The following is a 23517-nucleotide window of genomic DNA, read 5'->3' on the forward strand; positions in this document are numbered from 1 at the left end:
CGGCCGGAAGCCGACACCGGCTTCGGATCACTCCGTCCGTACCCCTGACGCCCGGGCCCGGGCCGCGCGGATCGCCGGTATTGCCGCGCCGAGGGCGGCCGGGACCAGCCCGGCAGCCGCGAGAAGTGCGTACATCGGCAGCGAGTACACCGTGAGCATCGCATCGGGCAGCCGTAGTTGCGCCGTCCCCGCGATGGCGGGGGCGACCGTGTGGTGCAGCGCGGCGCCCAACGGGAGTCCGGCGAGTCCGCCGACGACGGCGAGCCCGGCCACCGACGTCAGCACCATGACGGTGGTCTGGCGCGGCGTCATGCCCAGGCATTTGAGGACGCCCATGGCCTGGGCGCGTTCGCGGGTGTCGAGGACGACGGTGTTGAGGACGCCCAGCCCGGCCACCGCCGCGAGGAACAGGGTCAGGGTCGTGATGAGCCCCAGCATGATGTCGATCGTCGAACTGTCGTCGTCCCGCGGCATGATCAGGGCATCGGCGAACACCGCGCCGGCGCCGACACTTTCGGTGTAGGCGGCGACGTCCGTGCCGGGTTTGACGCGCACCTCGTAGCCGTCGATGCGTGGCTCCGCGGACAACGCGGCGAGTGTGCCCCGGTCGGTCAGGATCTGGTCGGAGTCACTGGAGAACGCCTCGCCGACGATGCGGAGAGTCGTCCGGCGGCCGTCCACTTCCAGCGTGAGGGAATCTCCGATGCCGAGCGCCGCGTCACGGAGGAGCGGCGTGGGGACGACCGCCTCGCCCGCGCCGGAGAACCACCGCCCGGCGACGAGCGGGTAGCCGATCCACGCCGAGTCGGTGTCATAGCCGACGGCTTCGATCGGGTCGGACCGGCCGGGGACCCGGACTTGTTCGCGGGAGAACGCGGTGACGCGGTCGGTCCGCGGATCGGCGCGCAAGGCGGCGGCGATGGCCGCCGGGTCGGCCGTGACGCGCGGTGCCGTGCCCGGGTCGCCGGCCTCCCCGAGCCCCGGCGCGGGGGAACCCGGCGGTGCCTGCCCGGGCGGTGCCGACGGGTCCGCCGCCATCTGCCGCACCGCGAGCCCGACTTCCACTTGCGCCGATCCGGTGCGGGCCAGGCCGTGCTCGGCACGGGTCAGGGTGCTTCCCAGCCCGTAGGCGAACGTGACGGCGGCGGTGCCGAGGAGCAGCGCCGCCAGGGTCATCGCGCTGCGTGCGGGCCGGGCGAACGGGCCGGCCAGTCCCAGCCCGACCGCCCGCGGGAGGGGCGCGCGGGCGAGCAGCCGCTGGGCGCGGAAGCCGCGTCCGGCGCGCGGTGCGCGGCCCATGGCGATCGCGCGTATGGCGGAGACACGGCCGGCACGTACCGCGGATGCGAGAGCGGTCGCACACACGACCGCGGCCACTCCCAGCGGTACGGCCACGTCGACCCACAGGGGGACTCCCGTGGCCTGCGGCAGGTTGTACGAGTCGGCCGTATCGGCGAGCAGGGGGATCGCGAGGAGGTGTCCTGCCGCCATGCCGACGGCTACGCCGACGAGTGCCGGGAGCAGCACCTGCAGGACATAGACGGCGGTCACTTGGCCCGGGGTGAATCCGAGGGTCTTGAGGATGCCGATGCCGCGATAGCCCGCGACGACGGCTCCGCTGACGACGTTCGCGACGATGAGGACGGCCATCACCAGTCCCAGGATCGCGAAGGCCGTCACGAACGGGACGACCAATGCGGCGGTTTCGGCGGACTGGCGGCGTGCTTCGAGCCACGACGACGAACCCAGGACGGCGTCCGCCGGGAGCTTCGCACGGACGTCCGCCATCCCGGCACGGATCGCGTCGGCATCGCCGGCGTGCGCGAACCGGTAGAGCACCTGGTACGTCGGAGCCCTGTCGGGCCCCGCCAGCGACGCCACCTCGCCGGGCCGGACCCAGGCGTCGGCCGTCCCGGTGATCGACGAGGCGATCCCGACCACGGTGAAGTCACGGCCGTTCATGGTGACGACGCCGCCTACGGCGATGCCGTCGCCCGACCGCGGCGTCGCGGTCCGGGCGAACGCCCGGGACAGCACCACCTCGCCCGGAGCGCGGACCCAGCGCCCGCTCTGCAGGGTGATCCGGTCGACCGCGCCGTCCGGGTCGTCGCGTCCCACGACGTTGATCGGCGGGGCGCCGCGCCGGACGCTGCCGGCGATCGTCGGCTGTACCGAGGTCTCCGGGTAGGGGCCCCCGACCGCGGTGATGCCGGGGTTGCCCGTCGCGGCCCGGATGTGTTCGGGGGTGGCTTTCGCGGGGTCGATGCCGACGGTGGCGTGTGCACCGCGCTGATCGGAGAACGCGCGGTCGAACGGTCCGAAGGACGCGACGAGCAGCCCGAGGGCGAGCACGGCCGTCGTGGTGGCGAGCAGGGCGACCGCGGCGGTGACCGTGGTCTGCAGACGTCGGCGGGTCACGGCCGCCCATGCCGCGTGCAGGGCGGCTTTCATCGTGCGTCTCCCCGGCTGGAGCCGGTGACGCCGCCGGCCCCGAGAAGTCCGGGGGCGGCACCGCCCGGATCGCCGTTGTCGGAGATGCGGCCGTCCGTGATCCGCACCGTCCGCGTCGTGCACTCGGCGGCCAACCGCTCGTCGTGGGTGACCACGAGCAGGGCCTGGCCGTCGCGGTTGAGTTCGGCGAGGAGATGCATGATGGTGCGGCCGTTCGCGCTGTCGACGGCACCGGTGGGTTCGTCGGCGAGGAGCAGCGGGGGCCGGTTCATGAGGGCGCGGGCGATGGCGACGCGTTGGCGTTCGCCGCCGGACAGCCGGGCGGGGTAGGCGTCGGCATGGCGGGCGATGCCGAGTCGGTCGAGGAGTTCCGCGGCGCGGGCCTGGGCAGTCCGGTGGGGGGTGCCCCCGAGGCGGCCGGGCATGAGGACGTTGTCGACGACCGTCAGGTCGTCGAGGAGGTTGAAGAACTGGAAGACCATGCCGATGTGCCGACGGCGGAAGTGGGCGAGTTTGGTCTCGGACAGGCCGTCCAAGGCCGTGCCGGCGACCGTGACGGATCCGGTCGACGGCCGGTCGAGGCCCGCGACGAGGTTGAGCAGCGTGGACTTTCCGCTGCCGGAAGGCCCCATGACGGCGACGGCTTCGTGCGCGCCGACGGTCAGGCTGACGCCGTCGAGGGCCGCGGGGCCGGAGGCGTCGTAGCGTTTGGTGACGGCGTCCAGGCGCAGCGCGTCGGCCGGTTGGGGGACCGCGGCGGCGGGGCCGGGGGCGGGTCGGGTTGTCTCGGTCATGGGTTCGGACGGTAGGCGCGGGCCGGGCGGGCGGACGTCCATCGGGCGAGCCAATCCCCTGTCCCCCGTGGGAGCTACGTGCAGCGGGGTAGCTCCGACGAGGGACGCGGATTGGCACGCACGCATGATGCGCGGCGGCCGTGGCCGTCGGAACAATGACCGGATGACGCCGATCACACCTGCCGACACGCTGCACGGCCGGGGCCGGCTCGGGGAGTTTCTGCGCCGGCCCGGTCCGCGGGGCGCCGACGCGCTCCTCGCGGCCGGGCTCCTGCTGGCCGACCTGGTGCTGCTCGTGTACGTCGCGGATCCCCAGGGCGACCACCCGGCCGGGGTCGACGTCATGGGGCGGCCGATGGTCATGGAGCAGCCGCAGACACTCACGTTCTGGGCGCTGCTGCTGGCGCTGCCGACCGCGGTCCCGGTGGCGTGGCGGCGCAGCAGTCCGATTCCGGCGTTCGCGGTGCAGGGGATGGCGGTTGCGGCGACGGATTCGCACGACGCGACGATGGCCGCGTTCATGGCCTTGGCGGTCGGCGCCTATTCGGTTGCCGCGCATGTGCGGGAAGTCCGCACGGCCGCGGCCGCGTTCGGTGTGGCGACGCTGCTGCTCGCACTGAAGTTCCCCGCGCCCGACAGCGGGCCGCCGGGCATGCTGCCGGCCGCGGTGATGCTGGCGATATGGGCACTCGGCCGCACGATCGGCACGTGGCGCACCCGAGCGGGCGCGCTGCACGGCCGGGCGTTGCGTGCCGAACGCGCGCACGCCGAGGCGGTGGCCCGCGAACGTGCCCGGATCGCCCGCGAGCTGCACGATGTGGTCAGCCACAACGTGAGCGTGATGGTGATCCAGTCCGGGGCTGCGCGGGTCGTGCTGCGGTCCGACCCGGACGCGGCGACCGAGGCGCTGCACGCGGTCGAGGCGGGCGGGCGCGAGACGATGGCCGAGTTGCGGCGCATGCTCGACGTGCTGGCCGCCGAACACGCTTCCCCGAGGGTGCCGGGGTCCTCGGCCGACGCCGCGTCGGACGAGCCGCCCGGCGACGCGCTCGGCCCGCCGCTCGCCCCGCAGCCGGACCTGGCCCGGCTGCCGGTCCTGGTGGAGCGGGTGGCCGCGGCCGGGTTGGACGTCCGGCTGCGCGGCGAGGGCTTGGTGCGGCCGCTGCCGCCGGGGGTGGAGCTGACGGCGTACCGCGTGGTGCAGGAGGCGTTGACCAATGCGCTGAAGTACGCGCCGGGAGGGCGTGCCGAAGTGTGTGTGGCGTACGGTGCGGACGTGCTGCGTATCGAGGTCGCCGACGAGGGTGCCGCGGACGGCCGCCGTCCCGAGGCGTGGGGTGGCGGCCGAGGCCTGGTGGGCCTCGCGGAACGCGTCGCGCTGCATGGCGGGGAACTCCGGGCCGGGCGCCGCCCGGCCGGCGGCTACCGGCTGAGCGCGGTGATTCCGGTGGCCGCCGACCCGGAGCCGCCGCGGTGACCGGCGGGGTGGCCGGCGGGGCGCCCGGCGGGGTGGTCGGTGCTGCGCCTGGTGGCGATCAGAGCGCGGTGCCGCTGCGTGTCGTGGTCGCGGACGACCAGGCACTCGTCCGCTCCGGATTCCGCATGATTCTCACGGTCGCCGGGATCGACGTGGTGGCCGAGGCGGCGACCGGCGACGAGGCGTGTGCGGCGGTGCGGCGGACGCGCCCGGACGTGGTGCTCATGGACATCCGCATGCCCAACCTGGACGGTCTGGCCGCGACCCGCCGCATCATGGCCGATCCGCCGTCGGCGGCGGACGGCCGTCCGTGCCGGATCCTCATGCTGACGACGTTCGATCTCGACCACTACGTCTACGCCGCGCTCAACGCGGGTGCGAGCGGCTTCCTGCTGAAGGACGTGACACCCGAGCAACTCGTCGCCGCGGTACGGGCCGTCAGCGCGGGCGACGCCCTGCTGGCCCCTGCGATCACCCGGCGGCTGGTCGAGCGGTTCGCCCATCCGGGCCGGGCCGCGCCGTCCGTGCACGCGGATTTGGCACGGCTGACACCACGCGAACTCGAGGTCCTGCGGCTGCTCGCGCACGGCCTGACCAACGCCGAAGCCGCAGCCGCGCTCACCGTGAGCATCGAGACGGTGAAGACCCATGTCACGCGTATCCTCGCCAAACTCGGGCTCCGGGACCGGGTCCAAGCGGTCATCCTCGCCTACGAGACGGCCCTGGTGACCCCGGGAGTGGCGGCTCCGGACCCGGGTTGACGGCTGCCGCTCGGCGGCGCACCAGGTCAGAGCCCGAAGTGGACGCGGACGGCCGTGCCGTCGCCGCTCGTGTGTATGCGCACCAAATCGGCCACCGTGTGCACGAGCAGCAGCCCCCGGCCGCCGATCTGCTGCCCGCCGGGTGGTCTGCGGCCCGCCAGCGGATCGGACAGCAGGCCGCGATCGCGGACTTCACACACCAACTGCCCTTGGTCGACCCACATCGCCAGCGTTCCGGAACCTCCGCCGTGGACCACGCTGTTGGTCGTGAGTTCCGCGACGGCCAGTTCCAGGTCCATGAGCCGCTGTCCGGCCAGTCCCATGTGCGCTGCCCGGTCGGCGGCGTATCGGCGAACGGACGACAGGTCCCGGCGCGCATACGACCGGACGACGGAGTCCGCGGCAGGGACCAGCGGCTGGTTGTAGTGGGCCACCACTGCCTGCCAGTCGTAGGCCGGGCTGGCCTCCTCCCGGCCGTCCTCGCCGATGAGCACCGGATGGGTGAGCCGCGCGTCTGCGATCACTGCCGGGGCGAGCCGCGTCGCGTCATAGGGGCACAGGATCGTCGCGCCTCTCCCCTCGAACGCGGCATTGATCAACGCCTCGTGCTGCGCGCACGCGGGATACTCCGCCTCGGACCGTCCCGCCCAGATGGGCTCGCCGATGATCCGCACCCGCCCGGCGGGGTGGGCGTCGGCGAAGCGGAGCAGTACTCGGGGGATGATCCGCCCGGGGTTGCGGCCGACGTCGGTCATGTCCAGGAAGACAACGCCGTCGGCGTCCGGGCCCAGCCCGGCCTTGATCAGCTCCAGGTTGGGGCCGGGAACCGCGACGGCCGCCGGCTCGCCCCGGGCCAAACCCTCCTTCAGGAACGCCACGGTGCGCCGGGCGTAGTCCTGCGGGCCGCGGTAGAACAGCGCAGGGTGCACGAACGCCTGGGGCCGGATGCCCGCGGTCACCGCGTCACCTCGATCCGGTCCGAGCCCGGCCGGAACAGCTCCATGACCCGTCGGAACCGCGGCGGGGGGCAGTCGGCCACGACGCCCCGGGGGAACCCCGCCCGCGCCCGTTCCCGGCGCAAGCGGGCCGCCGTGTTCATCCCACCGCGGGCGCGTATCCCGGTTCGAGCGGACAACAAGGTCACCTCCGACGTTGCCTCTCCGGTGCCGGCGCAATTGCCGGGCCCCCGTCCTGCTCGTGCCGAGGCAGGGGAGGCTTGGAGTCCCCAGCGCCCACAGTCGGCCTCCCACCCGTGGCGATCCGTCCCGGAGGTACGACGTTGGCGACCCAGCTCAGGTGGAGGATGGCCAGGTCGTCCGCGTGCCGCCCGGCATTGAGGGCCTGGGTCGTGGTGACGAGGTGGTCGAGCAGCTTGTCCGGCTCCTGGATGCCGGCGTCGATGATCAGGTCGATCAGCCCTTCGGTGTCCAGTCGTGCGCCGTCGTCACCGGCACGGCCCTCGATGAGCCCGTCGGTGTAGAGCATGAGGGCCGCGTCCTCCCGGGGCAGACGCACCTTGGCCGGCTGCCAACCGCCGTGGCCGGGCAGGAGGCCGAGCGCGATGCCGGGCTCCGCGGTGATCTCCACCGCGGTGCCGCCGGACACCAGCAGCGGCGGATGGTGTCCGGCCAGGACGACGGTGGCTTCCGCGCGGCCCGGGTCGATCTCGACGAGGACGCAGGTGGCGAACAACTGGTGGGGCTGCTCGGCGACCAGGACCCTTTCGAGGGCGTCCAGCAACGCGGTGCCCCGCAGGCCGGTCATCGTCAGCGCCCGCCACGAGATGCGCAGGGCCACGCCGAGCGCGGCCTCGTCGGGCCCGTGGCCGCACACGTCCCCGATCACCGCGTGCACAATCCCGTCCTCGGTCTGCACGACGTCGAGGAAATCCCCGCCGAGCAGCGCACGCTGCCGTCCGGGGCGGATGCGCATGCACGCGGACACATCCGTGCCGTGGAGCAGCGGGGCCGGCAGGAGACCGCGTTCGAGCCGGACGTTCTCCGCGGCCTGCATCCGCCGCTCCAGCAGCTCCGCGGCCGCCTGCTCGGCCTGCTTGCGGTAGGCGGCGTAGCGCAGCACCCGCTCCATCAGCTCCGGCGGGACCTCGCCCTTGACGAGGTAGTCCTGAGCGCCCGCCGCGACCATGCGGGCACCCGCCTCCGATTCGGCGAGGCCGGTGAGGACGACCACGGCGGCCGAGGGAGCCGCCTCCTGGATCGCCGCGACGGCACTCACACCGGATGCGTCGGGCAGATGCAGGTCGAGGAGGACAACGTCGGTGGGGTGGCCGGCGGCGTGGGCTCGTGCTTCGCCGAGGCTCTTGGTCCAGCTCAGCACATGGTCCAGCCCGGTGTCGGCCAAAAGCTCCTCGACCAGCAGCGCGTCGCCGGCGTCGTCCTCGACGAGGAGGATGCGCATGGGCCCCGTCGTGGCGGGGCGGTCGGCGGGTGAGGCGGGCGTCGTCACGGCAGATCGTCCTCGCGGGCGGTCGCCCCGGCGAACGCGAGGGCCGGGGGAGCCACGCAGTTCGGGGATTCCCCTTCGGCCGCGTCCGCGCGCAGCGTGAAAGCAATACGTGCGCCATCGGTGTGTCCGGGATCCACGGAGATGGAACCCCCGTGGTACTCCACGATCTTCTTGCACATGGCCAGGCCTATGCCGTTGCCTGGATAAGCGTCCTTGGCATGGAGGCGTTGGAAGATGACGAAGACTTTCTCGGCGTAGTCGGGAGCGATGCCGATGCCGTTGTCCGTGACCGCGAACCGCCACACATCGCCGTCCCGGTCGGCGGACAAGTGGATGCGCGGAACCCGGTCGGGGGCCCGGAACTTCACCGCATTGCCGAGCAGGTTTTGGAGGAGCATCCCCATCTGCGCGGGGTTCGCGGTCAGCGTCGGCAAGGGGTCGTGGGTGATCTCCGCACCTGTCTCCTCGACCACGAGCGAGAGGACGTCGACCGTCGCGGCGTAGACCTCTTCGAGGTCGACGGGCGTGTGGTCGCTGTCCAGCCGCCCGACCCGGGAGAACGCGAGAAGGTCGTTGATGAGGGCCTGCATCCGGTTGGCGCCGTCGACGGCGAACCCGATGTACTGGTCGGCGCGTTCGTCCAGCTGCCCGCCGTAGCGCCGTTGCAGGAGCTGGCAGAAGCTCGCGACCTTGCGCAGCGGTTCCTGGAGGTCGTGGGACGCCACGTAGGCGAACTGCTCCAGTTCGGCGTTCGACCGGCGCAGCTCCTCGGCCTGCGTGTCGAGCCGGCGCCGTGCGTCGACGTTGAAGTCCAGTTCGTCGGCGAGGCGTTGGCGCATACCCTCGACGTCGCGCGCCAGAGCCCGCAGGTCGGAAGGGCCGGTCGGCTCGACGGGGTGGGTGAAGTCGCCCTCGCGGACGGCCCGGATATCGGCCGACAGGTGATCGAGCGGCGCCGTGACGCCGCGGCGCAGCCCTTCGAAGGACAGCACGGCGATGACCAGGATCAGGGCGCCGGCCGCGGCGAAGACGGCATTGCGCTGTGTCTCGGCCGTGTCCAGGGCCCGCGCCGCGTCGGCGCGCTTGTCCTGGAGGTGGCCCTGCTGGGCCGTCGCGGCCTCGCGGACCTTGTCGAAGAGTTGTTTCCCGTTGCCGACCCGCCGGGCTTCCGCGAGTGCCGGGGCGCCCGCCGGGGTCGCCGCGATGGGCCGGGCGACGGCGGTCTGCCATTCCTCCGCGGCGGCGAGCAGCCCCGCCAGGTCCCGGCGGGCGTCGGCGTCGTCCGTGAGAAGGGGGCGCAGCCGGTCGACGGCCGCATTCGCGTCGGCGACCCCGGTCAGGTACGGCTCCAGCAGCGCCGGATCCCCGGACAGGCCGTACCCGCGGATCCCGGTCTCCTGGTCGAGCAGAGCCCCTTGCAGGCGGAGGGCGTCCAGGAACGCGGGCGTACTGCGGTTCACCAGTGTGTCGGTGACCTGCGACGCCCGGGCGAGCGACCATGTGCCGAGTGCGCCCAAGACGACGAGCACGGTCAGGGCGAGCCCGACCGAGACGCGCAGCCAGCGCTGGGTGGTCCATCGGGATGCCGTGTCGACGGGCTCCACGGGGGCTACCACGCACCGACCTCCTTCCAGACGGGGGCCATGCGGGCCCGTTGCCGAACCCGCACACTTTACCCGGCCGTAATTTCCCGCCGACAACGGGCGTTGTCGCATGGTGGGGCACCACGTAGGGTGGGGCAGCGGCCGCAGCCGGTCGCGTCCCCAGCGGGCCGCGTGCCCGCGCCAGCAACCGGAGGCCGTTCTTGTCCGCCCTCGTCTCCCGCCGTCCGTACGACATCCTCCTGGTCGAAGACGACGCGGCGGACGCTCTGCTCATCGAAGACGCGCTGCGTCAGGTGGCCGAGAGGCGCGTCGTCCAAGCCGAGGACGGCGTCGCCGCGCTGGAACACCTGCGGGACCGGTCCACCCCGCCGCCCGACCTCATCCTGCTGGACCTGAACATGCCGCGGATGAACGGACGCGAACTGCTCGCGGTGCTGAAGAACGACGAAGACCTCCGGGCCATCCCCGTCGTCGTGCTGACCACGTCCGGAGCGCCCCAGGACGTCAGCGACGCCTACCGGAACCACACGAACGCCTACATCACCAAGCCGATCGATCTCGACGCCTTCACCGAAGCGGTGCACGGCATCGACGCGTTCTTCTTCCGCACCGCGACGCTCCCCACCCGGCCCTCCGCCTGACGCGGCGGCGGCATCGCGGCCGGCCTCACGACGCGGTCGCGTCCCGGTGCAGGTGGAGAACCGGCTCCGGACGGGGCTCGCCGGTGGTGAGGCCCGGCCACCGTCGGCGGGCGCCCTGGCGCGTGATACCGCAGGCATTGCCCAGTTCCGGGTAGCCCGCGCCCGCCTCTGCGGCCACCGCCGCGGCCACGCGCATGTGCGCCTCCACCGCCAACTGCAGGTGCATCAGGACGCGCAGCTCCGCCAGGGCGTCACGGCGTACGGCGGCCTCGACCGTGGGCGCGGGCTCCCGCGGATCCCGGAAGGCCTTGAGGGTCAGATCGTGCGCGACGTCCGCCACCGCGGCGTGTGCCACAACGGCAAGCTCCTCCTCGGTAAGGACGGACGCGAAGGGTGTGCCGGGCATAGCGGTACTTTAGGTCGCCGCACCGCCGCCGACAACGAAACCGGCGCATCGGAACTGCGAGCGGACGCGGGGCGAGGGCCCACCAGTTGATTTGGTGCACGCCGGCCTCCGATCCCCCGACCGGCCGCCTGCGGTAACTCCCCTCCGTCATCGGGGCGTTCGCTCATCGGCGCACCACGTCCCGCGGCGTCAGGTCGTCCACGTGGGCATGGCCGGACAGGGCCAGCGTCACGTCCAGTTCGGCCAGCACGCACCGCAGTACATGCCGCACGCCCTCCTCGCCGCCGAGGGCGAGCCCGTATGCGTACGGCCGTCCCAGCAGCACCGCCCGTGCCCCCAGGGCCAGCGCCTTCACCACGTCCGACCCGGTGCGGACGCCGCTGTCGAACAGCACCGTCAGGTCCTGCCCGACCGCCTCCGCGACCAGCGGCAGCGCGTCGAGCGCGGCGATCGCCCCGTCGACCTGCCGCCCGCCGTGGTTCGACACCACGACACCCGCCATGCCCGCGTCCAGCGCCCGACGCCCGTCGTCCGGGTGCAGGATGCCCTTGAGCACGATCGGGCCGTCCCAGTGCTCGCGCAGGAACGCCAAGTCCTCCCACGTCGCACCCGGGTTGGAGAACATGCCCGCCCAGTGCGCCACCGCGCCGAACGGATCCTCCTCCGGCGGCTTCGCCAGCCCCGCGCGGAACACCGGGTCGGACAGGTAGTTCGCGATGCCGATCGAGCGCAGGAACGGCAGGTACGCCTGGTCGAGATCCTGGGGCCGCCACCCCAGCATCGCCGTGTCCAACGTGACCACCAGCGTGCGGTAGCCCGCCGCGCGGGCCCGGGCCAGCAGGCTCGCGGTCACCTCGGGGCTGCGCGCCCAGTACAGCTGGAACCACCGGTCGCCGTCCCCGGCCGCCTCGGCGACCTCCTCCAACGGGGTCGACGAGGCCGTGCTGAGCACGCTCGTCAGCCCGAGGCCGGCCGCGGCCCGCGCGGCGGCCGGCTCGGCGTCCGGGTGCACGATCGACAGCACCCCGATCGGCGCGAGCAGCACCGGCGCGGTCATCTGCGTGCCGAGCACCTCGCGGTCGAGCGTCCGGTGCTGCACGTCGCGCAGCATGCGCGGCACGATCGCCCACCGGTCGAACGCCTCCCGGTTCGCCCGCGCCGTCGCCCCGGTACCCGCCGCCCCGGCGACGTAGCCGAACGGGCCCGCCGCGAGCACCCGCCGCGCGGCTTCCTCCAGCCGCGCCGGGTCGGTGGGGAACGGCGGCACGCGGTCTTCCAGGAGCCCTTGCAGGTAGATCTCGTCCTGGAACCCGGACAACGGCCGCGGCGGTTCGGCGGGGGAGGAAGACGGGGTGTGATCAGCGGTCATTCAACTTTCATACACCCGTCGCCGGCAGGTCACCCGCGATGCGGGAAATCCGGCTGCGTGATCGACAACGCAGCTGTGATGATCGCGGCATGCCTGCCACCAGCACGTCCGACCCCACCTCCGGCGCCGCGTTCGACCTCTCCGGTCAGGCCGCGCTCGTCACCGGCGGTTCCGAAGGCCTCGGCTTCGCGATCGCCCGTACGCTGGCCGCCGCCGGGGCGGCCGTGGTCGTCGCGAGCCGCCGCGGCGACGCGTGTGCGAAGGCCGCCGAGGCGATCGTCGGCGAGACCGGCGCGGACGTGTCCGGCGTCGCCTGCGACGTGACCGACGCCGACGCCGTCCGTGCGGCGGTTGCCGCGGTCACCGCGCGGCAAGGCCGACTGGACATCCTCGTGACCAGCGCCGGCATCCAGGCCCGCGGCGGGATCGAGCAGCTCGACGTCGCCGATCTGCGTCGGTGCCTGGACGTCAACGTGACCGGCACTTTCCTGGCCTGCCAGGCGGCGGTGCCGGTGATGCGCGCTGCCGGCTACGGGCGCATCGTCACGCTGGCCAGCGCCCTCGGCGTCGTCGGCGCCGCGGAACGCAGCGCCTACGCGGCGAGCAAGGGCGCCGTCGTCCAGTTCACCCGTAGCCTGGCCGTCGAACTCGCGGGCACCGGGATCGGCGTCAACGCGCTCGCGCCGGGGCCGTTCCGCACGCCGCTCAACGACGGCGTCGACGACGACCCGCAGGTGCGGGCCTTCCTCGACCACCAAGTCCCGCTCGGCCGCTGGGCCCAGCCTTCCGAACTCGGCGGCGCCGCGCTGCTGTTGGCAAGCCCTGCGGCGTCGTATCTGACCGGGGCGGTGCTGCCGGTGGACGGGGGATGGACGGCGCACTGAGACGGTTCGGACGGCGAGTCCGGGCGGACGGTCTGTGCGGCAGGTCCGATCGGCGCGTCTGTGCGGTGCCGACGCGGGGTCGGCCGCGCGGCTGTGCCGTCGGGTACGGAGACCTGCGCCACCACGCCGCACAGCCACGCCGCGCGGAACCGTCCGCGCGGCGCCTGCCGACGCACTGCTCGGGAGCGGTCGGCGGTGGCGCGATAATCACCGCATGTCCCGACGCAAGACCCGCCCGCAGGCCTCCGCCCCCCGTTCCGTCGCGCCCGCGGCGTTCGCCACGCCGACCGCGTGCCCGTGCGGGCTCCCGGCGGATTACACCGACTGCTGTGGCCGTCTGCACCGCGGCGACGCGGCCGCCACGACCGCCGAGCAGCTCATGCGGTCGCGGTACAGCGCCTTTGTGGTCGGCGATGCCGCCTACCTGCTGGCGAGTTGGCATCCGGAGACCCGCCCGGCGGCGCTCGACCTCGACCCGCGCACGCGCTGGCTCGGCTTGGAGATCCTGGGGGCGGAGGACGGCGGCCCGTTCCACGCCGAAGGCGCGGTCGCCTTTCGCGCCCGCTACCGCGAGGGCGGCCGGGAACACGTCCTCGACGAGCGCAGCCGCTTCAGCCGGGTCGACGGGCGGTGGGTGTACGTCGACGGGCGGTTCGCGGACTGAATCGAGCGGCCGCCGGGGACGACCGCTCCGCGGTCGGACAGCCCGCGCCGCGGACTGCCCGGCACTCAGCCGGGCGGACGCCCGGCGCCACCGTTCCGCGCCGCGGCCCTGCCCGGCACACCGCCGGGTGAGCCGGCCCCGGCGGCCGCCGTGCCCGCCTTACGCGAACAGCAGCGGGCGACGGCCGCCCGCCGCCGACAGCAGCGCCGTCGTCGAGGTGTGGCCCTCGCGGACCGTCCAGTGGATGGCGGAGTTGCCGAAGCCGCCGTCCTCGCGCAGGTTCGGGTCGGCGCCGCCCGCCAGCAGGACCCCGACCGCGTCGTCGTGCGCCCACACCGCGGCCGCGCACAGCGGGAGGCCTTCGTCGCCGTTGCCGCTCTCCCGGTTCGGGTCGGCGCCCGCGCCGAGGAGGAGTTCCGCGATGTCGGCGTCGCCGCGCACCGCGGCCGCGTACAGCGGCGTCGTGCCGTCCGCGTCCGGACGGTCCGCGTCCGCGCCCGCGCGCAGGAGCCGGCGGGTGGCTTCCAGGTCGGCGTAATGCACGGCGATGACCAGGCGGTTCGACAGCTTCTTGGCAATACGGCGCTTCATGGCGGGGGTTCTGTCCTTCGATGGTGGTGCGGTCGGGGCGCGGCCGACCGAAGCAGCGGAGCCGTGCGGGGGTCGAACTGGTCGGGCGGTGTTCAGCCGCCCGTCACGCGGCCTGCCGCGACGTGCAGGCGGCGGTTGGTTTCCACGGCGTCGAGCATCCTGCGGTCGTGGGTGACCAGCAGCAGCGTGCCGGTGTACGACGCGAGCGCCGACTCCAACTGCTCGATCGCGGGCAGGTCCAGGTGGTTCGTCGGCTCGTCGAGGACCAGCAGGTTGACGCCCTTGGCCTGAAGCAACGCCAGTGCGGCGCGCGTGCGTTCGCCCGGCGAGAGGGTGTCCGCGGAACGCAGCACGTGGTCCGCTTTCAGTCCGAACTTCGCCAGCAGCGTCCGGACGTCGGCGGGCTGCAGGTCCGGGACGGCCGCACCGAACGCGTCCAGCAGGGCCTCGGTGCCGAGGAACAGGCCGCGAGCCTGGTCGATTTCGCCGACCACGACGCCCGGGCCGAGCGCGGCCTGCCCGGAGTCCAGCGGGATCCGGCCGAGGAGCGCGCCGAGCAGCGTGGTCTTGCCCGAGCCGTTCGGTCCGGTGATCGCCACACGGTCGCCCCAGTCGACCTGCAAGTCGACCGGGCCGAACGTGAATTCGCCGCGCGTGACGGCGGCGGCGCGCAAGGTCGCCACGACCGCGCCCGCGCGCGGCGCCGCGGCGATCTCCATCCGCAGGTCCCACTCCTTGCGGGGCTCTTCGACGACCTCCAGCCGCTCGATCATGCGCTCGGTCTGACGGGCCTTCGCGGCCTGCTTCTCGGACGCCTCGGAGCGGAACTTGCGGCCGATCTTGTCGTTGTCGTTCGACTTCCGGCGGGCGTTCTTGACGCCCTTGTCCATCCAGGCGCGCTGGGTGCGGCCGCGCTCTTCGAGGGACGCGCGGGTGTCGGCGTACTGGTCGTACTCCTCGCGGGCGTGGCGGCGGGCGACCTCGCGTTCGGCCAGGTAGGCCTCGTAGCCGCCGCCGTACATGCGGATCTTCTGCTGTGCCAGGTCGAGTTCGACGACGCGGGTGACCGTGCGGGTGAGGAACTCGCGGTCGTGGCTGACCAGGACGACGCCCGCCCGCAGCCCGGTGACGAACTTTTCGAGGCGGTCGAGGCCGTCGAGGTCGAGGTCGTTGGTGGGCTCGTCGAGGAGGAACACGTCGTACCGGCTGAGCAGCAGCGACGCCAGCCCGGCGCGTGCGGCCTGGCCGCCGGAGAGGCTGGTCATCGGCTGGTCGAGGTCGACGGCGAGGCCGAGGTCCGCGGCCACTTCGTCGGCGCGCTCGTCGAGGTCGGCGCCGCCGAGGTCGAGCCAGCGTTCCAACGCCACGGCGTACTCGTCGTCGGCGCCGGGGCGCTCCTCGACGAGTCCCTCGGTCGCGGCATCGAGCGCGGCCTGCGCGTCGGTCACGCCGGTACGCCGCCCCAGGAACGCGCGCACGGTCTCGCCCGCGCGGCGCTCCGGCTCCTGCGGCAGATGCCCGACGGTCGCGGTGGGCGGGCTGAGCTGGATGGAGCCGCTCTCCGGCGTGCTCAACCCCGCCAGCATCCGCAGCAGCGTCGACTTGCCGGCCCCGTTCACCCCCACCAGCCCGACGACGTCGCCGGGGGCGACCACCAGATCCAACGCGGAGAACAGGACGCGGTCACCGTGCCCGGCGGAGAGGTCCTTGACGACGATCGTGGCGCTCATATCGCGCCGATCGTAGCGGGCGCGGGAGAACGACGGGCGGGCGGAGCGGAAGCCGCGGGGAGAGCGGGGGAGCAGAGGACGCGGTGACGGCCGCGACGGACGGGTCGGCCACGACGCGACGGCCCTCGGCTCCCCATCCCCCGCCCGGCTGCGCGGCGTGGCTGTGGCCACGAGCCTGCCGCGCCGGCCGGAGCAGCGGCTGCCACGTGGCGTGCGCCCGCACCGCGCTCCGTACCGCCGTCGCGCCGCCACCCGGCCCGCACCGCACCACGGTGTCTGCGCTCGCACCGTGAGGCTCGCGCCTCGCGAACCGCCCGCGCACCACCCCGTCACCCGAGGCCGTCTCGTCTGCCTCCCCACGCCCCACCCGGCCCCTCACCAGCCCCTCATCCGCCCCGCCTTCAACCCCATATGCAGCAGCAGCCGATGTTCTCCGTTCGCCAAGTCCAACCCCGTCAGGGCCTCCACCCGGGACAGGCGGTAGTACAGCGTCTGACGGTGGATCGCCAGGACCTCCGCGGCCTGCGTCGCGTGGGCGGCGCGGTCGAGGTAGACCTCCGCCGTGCGGGCGAGTTCCGCGTGCTGGGGGGCCAGCAGCGGGGCCACGGCCGGATCCGGGGCGGCGGGGAGGTGGGAGATCAGCCGGTAGGGGCCCAGCTCCGGCCAGGACGCGACCGGGCCGTACGCGGGGAAGGCCCTCGCGGTCCGGACCGCGGCGACCGCCTCGGCGTAGGCGGCCGCCGCCTCGGCGGGGCCGGGGAAGGCCGCCGAGACGCCCGCACGGGTGCCCTTGCGCAGGCGGGCGAGGCGGCGGGCGGGTTCGGTGGGCGCACGCGGCGTGCGGATCAGCGCGACGAGCTCGTCCGGCTCGGCGTCCGGCACAAAAGCACCTGTGTAGGCCGCCACCACCGACGCCTGGCCCAGCACCGTCAGGGGATCCGGCAGCCCGCCCCGCAGCACCACCACCGCGTACGGACCCGTCCCCGTCCGCGCCCCCGCCGCCTCCAGCGCCGCCACCGCCTGCGGGTCGCCCGTCCCCGTGACCAGCGCCCGCAGCCGCTCGCCCAGCTCCGTGCCCGCGTGCGCCTCCTCCGCGAGCAGGTCGCCCGCGCGCCCGGCCAGCGCGAACGCCGCCGCCAGGTCGGTGTCCGGCCACTCCGCGCCGCCCGGGTCGAGCAGCCAGATATAGCCGTACGTCACCCCGCCATGCCGCGCGGGCAAGCACAGCCGTGCCCGCACCCCGGTCGCCGGGTCCGCCGGAATCCGCACCGGCCGCGTCGCCCGCGTGATGCCGAAGCTCTCGAACCACGCCTTCACCTGCGGCGACGAGCGGCGGCTGAGAATCGACCGGGCCCGCACGTCGTCCGCCACCACATCCGCGTCACCTTCGTGCGCGGCGAACGCGACCAGCGTGAAGTCGCGGTCCTCCAACGTGGCCGGAGCGCCCAGCAGCGCGGCGACCTCCTCGACGATGCGCTGGTAATCCCGCTGCGCCGCCATCGCCCGTCTCCTCTGCCGCTCGCGGGGCGACCGGGTGAACCCCGACAAACCGGCCACCCGACCCTTTCATACATATGTACAAGATCTGCCGCCGGGAACGCGACTGCGGTCCATATGCGCAGGCCACACGGCCGACGTACGTTCGCGGCACGGGCCGGAACGCGGCCCCGTACCGCCGACCGCCCCCGGAGGCCCGCCGTGCTCGGCCGCCTGCTCCTCACCGCGTCGCACAGCGACCGGCTGCGCGACTTCGTCGCGACCGCCCCGGTCACGCGCCCCGTCGTCGACCGCTTCGTGGCCGGCGAAGAGCTGCCCGAGGCGCTCACCGTCGTCCGCGGCCTCACCGACGGCGGCCTCGACGTCACGATCGACTACCTCGGCGAGGACATCACCGACGCGTCCCAGGCGGAACGCAACCGCGACGCCTATCTGCGGATCCTCGACGCCGTCGCGCCCCTCGGCCTCGGCGGCCGCGTCGAGGTGTCGGTGAAGCTCTCCGCGTTCGGCCAGTCCCTCGGCGCCGACGGGCACGCCCTCGCGCTCGCCAACGTGCGGCCCGTCGCCGAGGCCGCCGCCCGCGCCGGCACCACCGTCACGCTCGACATGGAAGACCACACGACGGCCGACTCCACCCTGGGCATCCTCGACGACCTGCGCCGCGACCACCCCGGCACCGGCGCCGTCCTCCAGTCGTACCTGTTCCGCACCGAGGACGACTGCCGCCGCCTGGCGACCGCCGGATCCCGGGTGCGCTTGGTCAAGGGCGCCTACCGCGAACCCGCGTCCGTCGCCCACCAGGACCGCCGCGCCGTGGACCTCGCCTACGTGCGCTGCCTCAAGATCCTCATGGCAGGAGACGGCCATCCCATGGTCGCCACGCACGACCCGCGCCTCGTCGCCATCACCCGCGAACTCGCCCTGCGCCACGAACGGCAGCCGGGCACCTACGAGTTCCAGATGCTCTACGGCATCCGCACCGCCGAACAGCAGCGCCTCGCCGAGGACGGCGAAAAAGTCCGCGTCTACGTCCCCTTCGGCACCGACTGGTACGGCTACTTCACCCGCCGCCTCGCCGAACGCCCCGCCAACGTCGCGTTCTTCCTCCGCTCCTTCGTGCCCGGCCGCTGACCGCCCCCGCCCGGCCCGCAGCCCCGACGCCCGCACCTCCCACCGAAAGGCATGCCCTGATGGACGCCGTCACCCAGGTCCCGGCACCGGTCAACGAACCGGTCCGCTCGTACGCCCCCGGCAGCCCCGAACGCGTCCGCCTGGAAGCCGAATTGAAGCGTCAGGCCGGCGAACCCGTGGAGCTGACCCAGACGATCGGCGGGGTCCAGTCGATGGGTGGCGGGCCGCGCGTCGACGTCGTCCAGCCGCACCGCCACACCGCCGTCCTCGGCACCTTCGCGCACGCCACGCAGGACGACGCGCGGGCCGCCGTCGCCGCCGCCAAGGCCGCCGCCCCGGCGTGGCGCGCGCTGTCGTTCGACGACCGCGCCGCGATCATCCTCAAGGCCGCGGATCTGCTGGCGGGTCCGTGGCGGGAGCGCCTCGCCGCCGCGACGATGCTCGGCCAGTCCAAGACCGTGCAGCAGGCGGAGATCGACACCCCGTGCGAACTCGTCGACTTCTGGCGGTTCAACGTGCACTTCGCCCGGCAGATCCTCGCCGAGCAGCCGATCAGCTCGCCCGGCGTCTGGAACCGGCTCGACCACCGGCCGCTCGAAGGCTTCGTCTACGCGGTCACGCCGTTCAACTTCAGCGCGATCTCGGGCAACCTGCCGACGGCGCCCGCGCTGATGGGGAACACGGTGATCTGGAAGCCGTCGCCGACGCAGACGGTCGCCGCCTGGCACCTGATGCGCCTGCTGGAAGAAGCCGGGATGCCGCCCGGCGTCGTCAACATGCTGCCGGGCGACGGCCTCGCGGTGTCCGAGGTCGTCCTGGCGGACCCCGATCTCGCGGGCATCCACTTCACCGGCTCGACGGCGACGTTCCGGCACCTGTGGTCCACCGTCGGCGCGAACATCGGCGGCTATCGGACGTATCCGCGGATCGTGGGGGAGACCGGCGGCAAGGACTTCATCGTCGCGCACCCGTCGGCGGACCCGGCGGTGCTGAAGACGGCCATGGTGCGGGGGGCGTACGAGTACCAGGGGCAGAAGTGCTCGGCGGCGTCGCGGGCGTACGTGCCGCGGTCGCTGTGGGAGTCCGGCTTCCGCGACGACCTGATCGCGGAGATCGACGGCCTGTCCATGGGCGACGTGACCGACCTGGACAACTTCATGGGCGCGGTCATCGACGCCCGCGCCTTCGCCAAGAACAAGGCGGCCATCGACCGGGCCGCCGCGGACCCGCGCGTCGAGATCGTCGCAGGCGGCACGTACGACGACAGCGTCGGCTACTTCGTCCGCCCGACGCTGCTGGTCTCCGACGACCCCGAGAACGAGGTCTTCCGTGACGAGTACTTCGGCCCGATCCTCGCCGTGCACGTCTACGAGGACGCCGACTGGGCGCCGATGCTGCGCCAGATGGAATCGGTGTCGCCGTACGCCCTCACCGGTGCCGTCATCGCGCAGGACCGCGCCGCGCTCGCCGAGGCCTCCGAGGTGCTGCGCTTCGCGGCCGGAAACTTCTACCTCAACGACAAGCCCACCGGCGCCGTCGTCGGCCAGCAGCCCTTCGGCGGCGGGCGCGCCTCCGGCACCAACGACAAAGCCGGCGCGGCGCAGAACCTGATGCGGTGGACCAGCACCCGCACCATCAAGGAGACCTTGGTTCCGCCGACCGACTACCGGTACCCGCACATGGGCGGCGGCAACTGAAACCGACTCGCTTCGACGCCGCGCTGACCGCGGCCGGGTGCCCGCACGCGTTCGCGACCTACCCGGACGCGCCTCACGGCTTCTTCGACGCCGGGGCCGACGCGTTCGCGGACGCGTCGCCGGATGCCCGGTCGCGGTCGCGCGGGTTCTTGCCCGCGGTGCCCGTGCCGTAGTCGCCGGTGCCCGTGCCGTGGCGGCGGGCGGCCTTGTCGAGCACGTAGGCCTTGACCAGGTCCGCCTTCAGGTCCTTCCGCTCCTTCTGCGCACTGTCCGCGGACTTCGGGGCCTCCTTCGGCCACAGGGTGTAGGTCAGCGCGATGACCACGTTGATGCCGCCGATCCACAGCATGCGGCTCTGCGTCGAGGTCAGGGCCGCGGTCCGCGCGGCGTCGCCGACCATCCAGATCGCGCACTGGAGCAGCCCGATGGCGACGACTGCGGCCATGACCGTGCGCAGGGCGATCTGCCACTCGTATTTTGCGCGCGCCGTGCCGTACTTCGGCGGCTTGGGCGGCTTGGGTGCGCCCGCGAAGCGGTAGGCGACCCAGGCGTCGGCGCGCTTGACCAGATAGTGGCCGTAGGCGACCGAGAAACCGATGTAGGCGGCGGCGAGGCCGTGCGACCAGTTCGCCGTCGTGCCGCGCCGCAGGTCGACGATCGTGGCGACCAGCAGGACGACGTCCACGACGGGCACGGACACCAGCAGGACGCCGCTTGTCCGCCGCCACTTGAGGCCGTAGCGGGCCGTCAACCCGGCCGCCAGCAGCAGCCAGAACCCGACCTCGCAGGCGATGACCAGGGTGACCAGCATGGGACGGCTCCGTAGATCGTCGGCCGGCGCGTGCGTGGCGCCGGCCTGGTGGGGACGGCGGCGCCGGCCGGTCCGATGAGGGCCACGGTCGGGCGCCACACCCCAGCCTTCCGGCGTAAGGGCCCCGTTTCGTCGCCACCCGCGCCGATTACCGGCTGCATCGTTCGATGTACGCCCGGCGGCGCGTCCGCGACCGGGAGAGGAGGCGGCACCGGTCACGTAGGGTGGCCGGGAGGCCCGGAGGGCCGCGGCGCGGGGGCCGCCGCCCGGAGCCTGTGCCCGGCCCCCGGGCACCCATCGGACACCACGCGGAAGGCGGCGCATGCAATCGGCCCGACCTCACCGGAGCGACGTCGGCATCGCCGTCGCCGGGCTGGTCGGCGGCGTCGTGCTGTGGACGCTGGGCCTGGAGAACAACGACTTCAGCGTCCCGCGGGCCTGGCAGCTGGTGCCCCTCGCCGTCATGGCCAGTGCCGAAGTCGCCCGGCGGATCGCGCCGCGTGCCGCGGTCCTGGTCGGCTTCGCGGCCCTCGCCGCGGACACCGTCTCCGGCGGCAACATCGCCACGATCGTGATGTTCACCGACCTGGTGTACGCCACCACCCTTTACGGCCCGCTGCCGTGGGCGCGCCGTATGACCCCGACGGCGCTCGTCCTCTCGCTCTCCGCCACCATCGTCGCGCTCGGCATCATGCAGCAGCCCCAGGCGCTGCTGATCGGCGTCTTCGCCGGGCTGATCACCCTGGCGCCCGCGTCGACCGCGTGGATCATCCGCACCCACCGCGACGAAGCAGCCGCCGAGCGCCTGCGGGCCGAACAGACCGCGCTGCTCGCCGAGTTGGACCGCCGCGCCGCGGTCTCCGAGGAACGCGCGCGGATGGCCCGCGAGTTGCACGACGTGGTCGCCAATCACCTGTCCGCGATCGCGATCCACTCGACCGCGGCGATGTCCGTCGCGGCCGGCGACCCGGACGCCACCAAGCAGGCGCTCGGCATCATCCGGGAGAGCAGCGTGCAAGGCCTTGCCGAGATGCGCCGCCTCATCGGGCTGCTGCGCGACGGCGGCGGAGGCGAGACCGGATTCGAGGAGTCCGCGGCGGTGCCGCGGCTGGACTCGCTCGACGCGATGATGGGGCGCGCGGAGCGCAGCGGCTCGGCCGACGGGTTCACCTTCGTCCTCGACGACACGCGCCCGGTCGGCACGGTGCTGCCCGCGCCGGTCGAACTGGCCGCGTACCGCATCGTGCAGGAGTCGCTGACGAACGCGATGAAGCACGCCGCGCCCGGTCCGGTGACCGTGCGCGTGCGGCACACCCGCGGCTGCCTGGTCGTCGCCGTGGAAAGCACCTACGTCGCCGCCCCGGACGGGCCGCGCGCCCCCGGCGCCGGTGCGGGCCTGGTCGGCATGCGGGAACGCACCGCGCTGCTCAGCGGCCGCTTCGAGGCGGGACCGCACGACGGGCTGTGGCGGGTGCGCGCCGAACTGCCGTGCAAGGCCGAGCAGCGCGACGCCGCCCGCGCGCCGCGCGCGGCCCGGGAGGCCCGGGAGGCCGCGTCGTGATCCGGGTCGTCGTCGCCGAGGACCAGGGCGCCGTGCGCGCCGGACTCGTGATGATCCTGCGCGCCGCCGACGGCATCGAGGTGGTCGGCGAGGCCGCGGACGGCGAGGAGGCCGTCGCGCTGGCCCGCGAACTGCGCCCCGACGTCGTCGTGATGGACGTGCAGATGCCGCGCCTGGACGGCGTCGCCGCGACCCGCGCGGTGGTGGCCGAACACTTGGCCGATGTGCTGGTGCTCACCACGTTCGACCTGGACGAATACGTGTTCGGGGCGCTGCGTGCGGGCGCCGCCGGATTCCTGCTCAAGGACGCGGAGGCCGCGGTGCTGACCGAGGCCGTGCGTACCGTCGCCCGCGGCGAAGGCATCATCGCGCCCGCCGTCACCCGCCGCCTCATCGCCGAGTTCGCCGCGCCGCGTCCGCGCGGCCCGGCCGAACCGCCCGAGGCGCTTGCCGCGCTCACCCCGCGGGAGCGCGAGGTGCTCGCCTGCCTCGGCCGCGGCCTCTCCAACCTGGAGATCTCGGTGCACTTGGACATGGCCGAAGCCACCACCAAGACGCACGTCAGCCGGATCCTGCCGAAGCTCGGGGTGCGCAGCCGGGCCCAGGCCGCGGTGCTCGCCCACGAGTGGGGGCTCTGCGAGCCGACCGGATAGGGAGGCACCGCGCGCCGCCGCCGCGAACGTGGCAAATCCCTCGATTGGGGGAACTTGCAGGGCGACCGGCCGCTAGGCGATGCTGAGCGGGCGCCGGCGTCGCCGGTGTGGGGAGGGCGCAGTCAGGAACCCGGTGCGAATCCGGGACGGTCCCGCCACTGTGACCCGCCGCAGCATGCGGCGGGGAGTCAGGAACTGCGCGCCCGGCCCCGATTGTCCGATGGGGCGAGGACCCCGGAGAGGCGCGCGCTGTGGCGACTTCGTCCTGCCGTCCGACCTGCACGCACGTATACGCACCGGCCGCATCCGCGACCCGGCGCGGCGATGCG

20 protein-coding genes and 1 riboswitch are annotated in these 23517 nt (G+C 73.6%); of the genes, 9 read left to right on the plus strand and 11 right to left on the minus strand.

The window, feature by feature from the left end; all coding sequences use genetic code 11:
- Nucleotides 1-27 precede the first annotated feature (27 nt).
- Together ACPA54_RS21455 and ACPA54_RS21460 are read right to left on the minus strand one after the other, a co-directional pair.
- Nucleotides 28-2451 (minus strand): ABC transporter permease, encoded by a 2424-nt coding sequence (locus tag ACPA54_RS21455; protein ID WP_423532137.1) that lies wholly within the window; start codon nt 2449-2451, stop codon nt 28-30.
- Nucleotides 2448-3245 carry an ABC transporter ATP-binding protein gene (locus tag ACPA54_RS21460; RefSeq protein ID WP_423532139.1) on the minus strand — a complete coding sequence of 266 codons (798 nt, stop codon included), beginning with the start codon at nt 3243-3245 and terminating at the stop codon, nt 2448-2450. Before ACPA54_RS21460 ends, ACPA54_RS21455 begins: the two co-directional genes overlap by 4 nt.
- 163 nt (nt 3246-3408) lie before the next feature.
- On the opposite strand from ACPA54_RS21460, the gene ACPA54_RS21465 reads away from it, so the two are divergent.
- Together ACPA54_RS21465 and ACPA54_RS21470 are read left to right on the plus strand one after the other, a co-directional pair.
- The gene (locus tag ACPA54_RS21465) at nt 3409-4722 is read left to right on the plus strand and encodes a sensor histidine kinase (protein ID WP_423532141.1); all 1314 of its coding nucleotides are present in this window, start codon (nt 3409-3411) and stop codon (nt 4720-4722) included.
- Between the two features lie 68 nt (nt 4723-4790).
- Complete coding sequence (locus ACPA54_RS21470; protein ID WP_423532143.1) at nt 4791-5483, plus strand: response regulator; 693 nt, start codon at nt 4791-4793, stop codon at nt 5481-5483.
- 26 nt (nt 5484-5509) lie between these two features.
- On the opposite strand, the gene ACPA54_RS21475 is transcribed toward ACPA54_RS21470, so the two are convergent.
- The 3 genes from ACPA54_RS21475 to ACPA54_RS21485 form a co-directional block, all read right to left on the minus strand.
- Nucleotides 5510-6442, minus strand: coding sequence for an anti-sigma factor RsbA family regulatory protein (locus ACPA54_RS21475; RefSeq protein WP_423532145.1), 933 nt, complete (start codon nt 6440-6442; stop codon nt 5510-5512).
- Between the two features lie 181 nt (nt 6443-6623).
- The gene (locus ACPA54_RS21480; protein WP_423532147.1) at nt 6624-7949 is read right to left on the minus strand and encodes a PP2C family protein-serine/threonine phosphatase; all 1326 of its coding nucleotides are present in this window, start codon (nt 7947-7949) and stop codon (nt 6624-6626) included.
- A complete protein-coding gene (locus tag ACPA54_RS21485) occupies nt 7946-9565 on the minus strand; it encodes a sensor histidine kinase (protein WP_423532149.1) in 1620 nt (539 codons plus the stop codon). Before ACPA54_RS21485 ends, ACPA54_RS21480 begins: the two co-directional genes overlap by 4 nt.
- A gap of 188 nt (nt 9566-9753) precedes the next feature.
- Between ACPA54_RS21485 and ACPA54_RS21490 the strand changes: the two genes are divergently transcribed.
- Nucleotides 9754-10194: a response regulator gene (locus ACPA54_RS21490; protein WP_423532151.1), complete on the plus strand. Its 441-nt coding sequence runs from the start codon at nt 9754-9756 to the stop codon at nt 10192-10194.
- Between the two features lie 25 nt (nt 10195-10219).
- Here the strand turns inward: ACPA54_RS21490 and ACPA54_RS21495 are convergent, their stop codons facing one another.
- Together ACPA54_RS21495 and ACPA54_RS21500 are read right to left on the minus strand one after the other, a co-directional pair.
- A complete protein-coding gene (locus ACPA54_RS21495; protein ID WP_423532153.1) occupies nt 10220-10600 on the minus strand; it encodes a hypothetical protein in 381 nt (126 codons plus the stop codon).
- A gap of 163 nt (nt 10601-10763) precedes the next feature.
- The gene (locus ACPA54_RS21500) at nt 10764-11969 is read right to left on the minus strand and encodes an alpha-hydroxy-acid oxidizing protein (protein WP_423532154.1); all 1206 of its coding nucleotides are present in this window, start codon (nt 11967-11969) and stop codon (nt 10764-10766) included.
- An 89-nt stretch (nt 11970-12058) separates the two neighbouring features.
- Between ACPA54_RS21500 and ACPA54_RS21505 the strand changes: the two genes are divergently transcribed.
- Entirely contained in the window at nt 12059-12853 is a 795-nt protein-coding gene (locus ACPA54_RS21505) for an SDR family NAD(P)-dependent oxidoreductase (RefSeq protein WP_423532156.1), read from the plus strand.
- A gap of 214 nt (nt 12854-13067) precedes the next feature.
- Nucleotides 13068-13517, plus strand: a complete 450-nt coding sequence (locus ACPA54_RS21510; protein ID WP_423532158.1) for a YchJ family protein — start codon at nt 13068-13070, stop codon at nt 13515-13517.
- 159 nt (nt 13518-13676) lie between these two features.
- Here ACPA54_RS21510 and ACPA54_RS21515 read toward each other — a convergent pair whose 3' ends face one another.
- The 3 genes from ACPA54_RS21515 to ACPA54_RS21525 form a co-directional block, all read right to left on the minus strand.
- Nucleotides 13677-14108: an ankyrin repeat domain-containing protein gene (locus ACPA54_RS21515; RefSeq protein WP_423532160.1), complete on the minus strand. Its 432-nt coding sequence runs from the start codon at nt 14106-14108 to the stop codon at nt 13677-13679.
- Nucleotides 14109-14200: 92 nt separating this feature from the next.
- Nucleotides 14201-15838, minus strand: a complete 1638-nt coding sequence (locus ACPA54_RS21520; RefSeq protein WP_423532162.1) for an ABC-F family ATP-binding cassette domain-containing protein — start codon at nt 15836-15838, stop codon at nt 14201-14203.
- Between the two features lie 375 nt (nt 15839-16213).
- A complete protein-coding gene (locus tag ACPA54_RS21525; RefSeq protein WP_423532164.1) occupies nt 16214-17338 on the minus strand; it encodes a helix-turn-helix domain-containing protein in 1125 nt (374 codons plus the stop codon).
- A gap of 198 nt (nt 17339-17536) precedes the next feature.
- On the opposite strand from ACPA54_RS21525, the gene ACPA54_RS21530 reads away from it, so the two are divergent.
- Complete coding sequence (locus ACPA54_RS21530) at nt 17537-18466, plus strand: proline dehydrogenase family protein (protein WP_423532166.1); 930 nt, start codon at nt 17537-17539, stop codon at nt 18464-18466.
- A gap of 59 nt (nt 18467-18525) precedes the next feature.
- Nucleotides 18526-20163 carry an L-glutamate gamma-semialdehyde dehydrogenase gene (gene pruA, locus ACPA54_RS21535; protein WP_423532168.1) on the plus strand — a complete coding sequence of 546 codons (1638 nt, stop codon included), beginning with the start codon at nt 18526-18528 and terminating at the stop codon, nt 20161-20163.
- Nucleotides 20164-20236: 73 nt separating this feature from the next.
- On the opposite strand, the gene ACPA54_RS21540 is transcribed toward pruA, so the two are convergent.
- Complete coding sequence (locus ACPA54_RS21540; RefSeq protein WP_423532170.1) at nt 20237-20974, minus strand: hypothetical protein; 738 nt, start codon at nt 20972-20974, stop codon at nt 20237-20239.
- A gap of 322 nt (nt 20975-21296) precedes the next feature.
- On the opposite strand from ACPA54_RS21540, the gene ACPA54_RS21545 reads away from it, so the two are divergent.
- Nucleotides 21297-22535, plus strand: a complete 1239-nt coding sequence (locus tag ACPA54_RS21545; protein ID WP_423532172.1) for a sensor histidine kinase — start codon at nt 21297-21299, stop codon at nt 22533-22535.
- Nucleotides 22532-23188 (plus strand): response regulator, encoded by a 657-nt coding sequence (locus ACPA54_RS21550; protein WP_423532174.1) that lies wholly within the window; start codon nt 22532-22534, stop codon nt 23186-23188. The genes ACPA54_RS21545 and ACPA54_RS21550 overlap by 4 nt, the downstream gene beginning before the upstream one ends.
- A 79-nt stretch (nt 23189-23267) precedes the next feature.
- Nucleotides 23268-23407: riboswitch (cobalamin riboswitch) on the plus strand.
- Nucleotides 23408-23517 lie beyond the last annotated feature (110 nt).

Origin of the sequence: Uniformispora flossi, from assembly GCF_049534875.1 — a bacterium.
In the GTDB taxonomy this organism is placed as follows: Bacteria; Actinomycetota; Actinomycetes; order Streptomycetales; family Streptomycetaceae; genus Yinghuangia; species Yinghuangia aomiensis.

Bases quoted from the DNA above. Each gene is read 5' to 3' on its own strand.
- ACPA54_RS21520 (WP_423532162.1), bottom strand. From the start codon at position 15,838: ATGAGCGCCACGATCGTCGTCAAGGACCTCTCCGCCGGGCACGGTGAC.
- ACPA54_RS21540 (WP_423532170.1), bottom strand. From the start codon at position 20,974: ATGCTGGTCACCCTGGTCATCGCCTGCGAGGTCGGGTTCTGGCTGCTG.
- ACPA54_RS21495 (WP_423532153.1), bottom strand. From the start codon at position 10,600: ATGCCCGGCACACCCTTCGCGTCCGTCCTTACCGAGGAGGAGCTTGCC.
- ACPA54_RS21515 (WP_423532160.1), bottom strand. From the start codon at position 14,108: ATGAAGCGCCGTATTGCCAAGAAGCTGTCGAACCGCCTGGTCATCGCC.
- ACPA54_RS21500 (WP_423532154.1), bottom strand. From the start codon at position 11,969: ATGACCGCTGATCACACCCCGTCTTCCTCCCCCGCCGAACCGCCGCGG.
- ACPA54_RS21460 (WP_423532139.1), bottom strand. From the start codon at position 3,245: ATGACCGAGACAACCCGACCCGCCCCCGGCCCCGCCGCCGCGGTCCCC.
- ACPA54_RS21465 (WP_423532141.1), top strand. From the start codon at position 3,409: ATGACGCCGATCACACCTGCCGACACGCTGCACGGCCGGGGCCGGCTC.
- pruA (WP_423532168.1), top strand. From the start codon at position 18,526: ATGGACGCCGTCACCCAGGTCCCGGCACCGGTCAACGAACCGGTCCGC.
- ACPA54_RS21505 (WP_423532156.1), top strand. From the start codon at position 12,059: ATGCCTGCCACCAGCACGTCCGACCCCACCTCCGGCGCCGCGTTCGAC.
- ACPA54_RS21525 (WP_423532164.1), bottom strand. From the start codon at position 17,338: ATGGCGGCGCAGCGGGATTACCAGCGCATCGTCGAGGAGGTCGCCGCG.
- ACPA54_RS21455 (WP_423532137.1), bottom strand. From the start codon at position 2,451: ATGAAAGCCGCCCTGCACGCGGCATGGGCGGCCGTGACCCGCCGACGT.
- ACPA54_RS21545 (WP_423532172.1), top strand. From the start codon at position 21,297: ATGCAATCGGCCCGACCTCACCGGAGCGACGTCGGCATCGCCGTCGCC.
- ACPA54_RS21510 (WP_423532158.1), top strand. From the start codon at position 13,068: ATGTCCCGACGCAAGACCCGCCCGCAGGCCTCCGCCCCCCGTTCCGTC.